Origin of the sequence: Cellulomonas septica, assembly GCF_012396155.1 — a bacterium.
In the GTDB taxonomy this organism is placed as follows: domain Bacteria; phylum Actinomycetota; class Actinomycetes; order Actinomycetales; family Cellulomonadaceae; genus Cellulomonas; species Cellulomonas septica.
This window is the reverse complement of sequence record NZ_JAAXOY010000626.1, coordinates 1-2,051: the sequence shown is the minus strand read 5'-3', so window position 1 is coordinate 2,051 and position 2,051 is coordinate 1. Positions and strand designations below refer to the sequence as shown.

General features: G+C 75.8%; 3 protein-coding genes. 1 reads left to right on the top strand and 2 read right to left on the bottom strand.

What is annotated here, in order from left to right; all coding sequences use genetic code 11:
- On the top strand, nt 1-738 hold a 738-nt coding region (locus tag HGA02_RS17415), incomplete at its 5' end, for a phosphotransferase (RefSeq protein ID WP_168680473.1).
- A gap of 60 nt (nt 739-798) precedes the next feature.
- Here HGA02_RS17415 and HGA02_RS17410 read toward each other — a convergent pair.
- Together HGA02_RS17410 and HGA02_RS17405 are read right to left on the bottom strand one after the other, a co-directional pair.
- Entirely contained in the window at nt 799-1,278 is a 480-nt protein-coding gene (locus tag HGA02_RS17410; protein ID WP_168680471.1) for a hypothetical protein, read from the bottom strand.
- Between the two features lie 29 nt (nt 1,279-1,307).
- Nucleotides 1,308-2,051: PD-(D/E)XK nuclease family protein (locus HGA02_RS17405; protein ID WP_168680469.1), on the bottom strand; the 744-nt coding region annotated here is incomplete at its 5' end.

The following is a 2,051-nucleotide window of genomic DNA, read 5'->3' as shown; positions in this document are numbered from 1 at the left end:
GGCCTCGCCGAGCACGCCACGTCCGGCGCGCTGCCGTTCGCCGTCCCGCGGCCCGTCGGCTTCGCGCACCTCCCCGAGGGTGGACGCGCCGCGGTGCACGCCGAGATCCCCGGCGCACCCCTGCGTGTCGACACCCTCCGCCCCGGTCCCGGGCTCGCCGCCGACCTCGGCCGCGCGATCGCGGCGCTCCACGAGCTGCCCACGTCCCTCGTCGAGAGCGTCGGCCTGCCCGTCTACGAGGCCACCGAGTACCGCCAGCGCCGGCAGGCCGAGGTCGACGAGGCCGCCCGCACCGGCAAGGTCCCGCCCGCGCTGCTGCGGCGCTGGGAGGAGCAGCTCGAGGACGTCGCGATGTGGCGGTTCCGACCGACCGTCGTGCACGGCGACCTGTCCGCCGAGCGCGTGCTCGTCCACGAGGGCAAGGTCAGCGGCCTCCTGGGGTGGGGCGACACCGTCGTGGCCGACCCCGCCGACGACCTGTCGTGGCTGCTGGTCGCCGCGTCGCCCGAGGCCGCGGACTCCGTCATGGAGGCCTACCAGCTGCGACGCACCGAGCTCACCGACCCGCACCTGCAGCGCCGCGCGTTCCTCGCGGGCGAGCTCGCGCTCGCCCGGTGGCTCCTCTACGGCGTGCGGACGGGCGACGACGAGGTCGTCGCGGACGCCGTCGCGATGCTCCAGGACCTCGACGAGCACACCCGCCTCGCCGACGTGGAGTCGTCCGCGTCGTACGCCTGACGTCGACCGCCGCTCGGCCGCGCAACGGCTCATCGCTCCGGTCGCGCGCCTGAGGGAGCATCAGCGGTCGGCCGCCGCCGCCCAGTCCTCCGTCGCGCGGTAGCGGTCGAGCCCCAGCGTGGCGAAAAGGTCGCACGCGGGCGGACGTACGGTCGCTCCGATCGACGCGAGCGCCCGGTTGATCGGGCTCTGGTCGAGCGGGGGCGACTCGTGCTCCGCGAGCGTGAGCGGTCCGGCGATCACGTCGCCGTCCCGCCATACGATCGACGCCTCGGTACCGACACCACCGAAGGCTTCCGACTCGACGTACGCGATCGGGCCGCCCGACGACAGGTCACGCAGGATCGCCGCCATCGCGACCGACAACCGCTCGAACCCCGGAACCTCCGCGCCGCCGGGCGCCACCTCGGCGCGCAGGTCGTCGGTGACAGGGACGAGATCGAAACCGCCGTCGAGCGACGCACGGCGGGCGGCGACGTGGGCGACGACGAACGGCGTCAGGACGCCGGCGGGCGCGACCACTGCCTCGATCACGTACATGCCGTGGACCCTAGCGAGATCGGGACGCGTCAGACGGAGCGGTCGTCGGCCTGCGCCGGGACCGGCGGGCGGTCCGGGGGCCGGCGCTCGGCCGACGCCGGGCGTGGTCGCGGGGACGTGCCGCTCGGGTTCGACGTTCCCCGGTCCACGTTCTGCGGCCAGGCGCGGTCCGCCGTCGTGCGCGCGTCGACCGACGGGCTCGGCGCGGGTGCGTCGGACTCGTCGGACGTCGCGCGACGCAGGAGCGTCGTGATCTCGTCCTCGCCGAGCAGGCGCTGCGGGTAGACCGTCTCCCCCGTGCCGACGTAGCAGAAGGCGGCCCGGACGAGCTCGAGCGGCGTCCCCGTCCACCGCGACCACGCGAGCCGGTAGACCGCGAGCTGGAGCTCGCGCGACGCGCGGGCGTCCGGGTCGGCCGGCGGCGCGCCCGTCTTCCAGTCGACGACGACGACCGCACGCCCGGCGGCGTCGGTCCGCTCGTCGTCGGGGAACACCGCGTCGATCCGGGAGCGCAGCACGTACCCGTCGACGCTCGTCTCGACGTCGACCTCGATCGCGAGCGGCGAGCGGTCCGCCCACGGCGTGCGCAGGAACGACGCGCGCAGCGCTTCCTCGTCGACGTCCACGGGCGTGGAGTCGTCGTCCGCGCCGGGCAGCGCGTCGACGTCGACCAGCGACGCGGCGCCGTACCAGCCCTCGACCCACGCGTGGAACCGCGTGCCGCGGCGCGCCTGGGGCGACGGCTCGCGCGGGACCGGGCGACGCAGGCCGCG

What these genes read in the sequence shown, in the direction of transcription:
- HGA02_RS17410 (WP_168680471.1), bottom strand. Translation starts at nt 1,278, where the DNA reads ATGTACGTGATCGAGGCAGTGGTCGCGCCCGCCGGCGTCCTGACGCCG.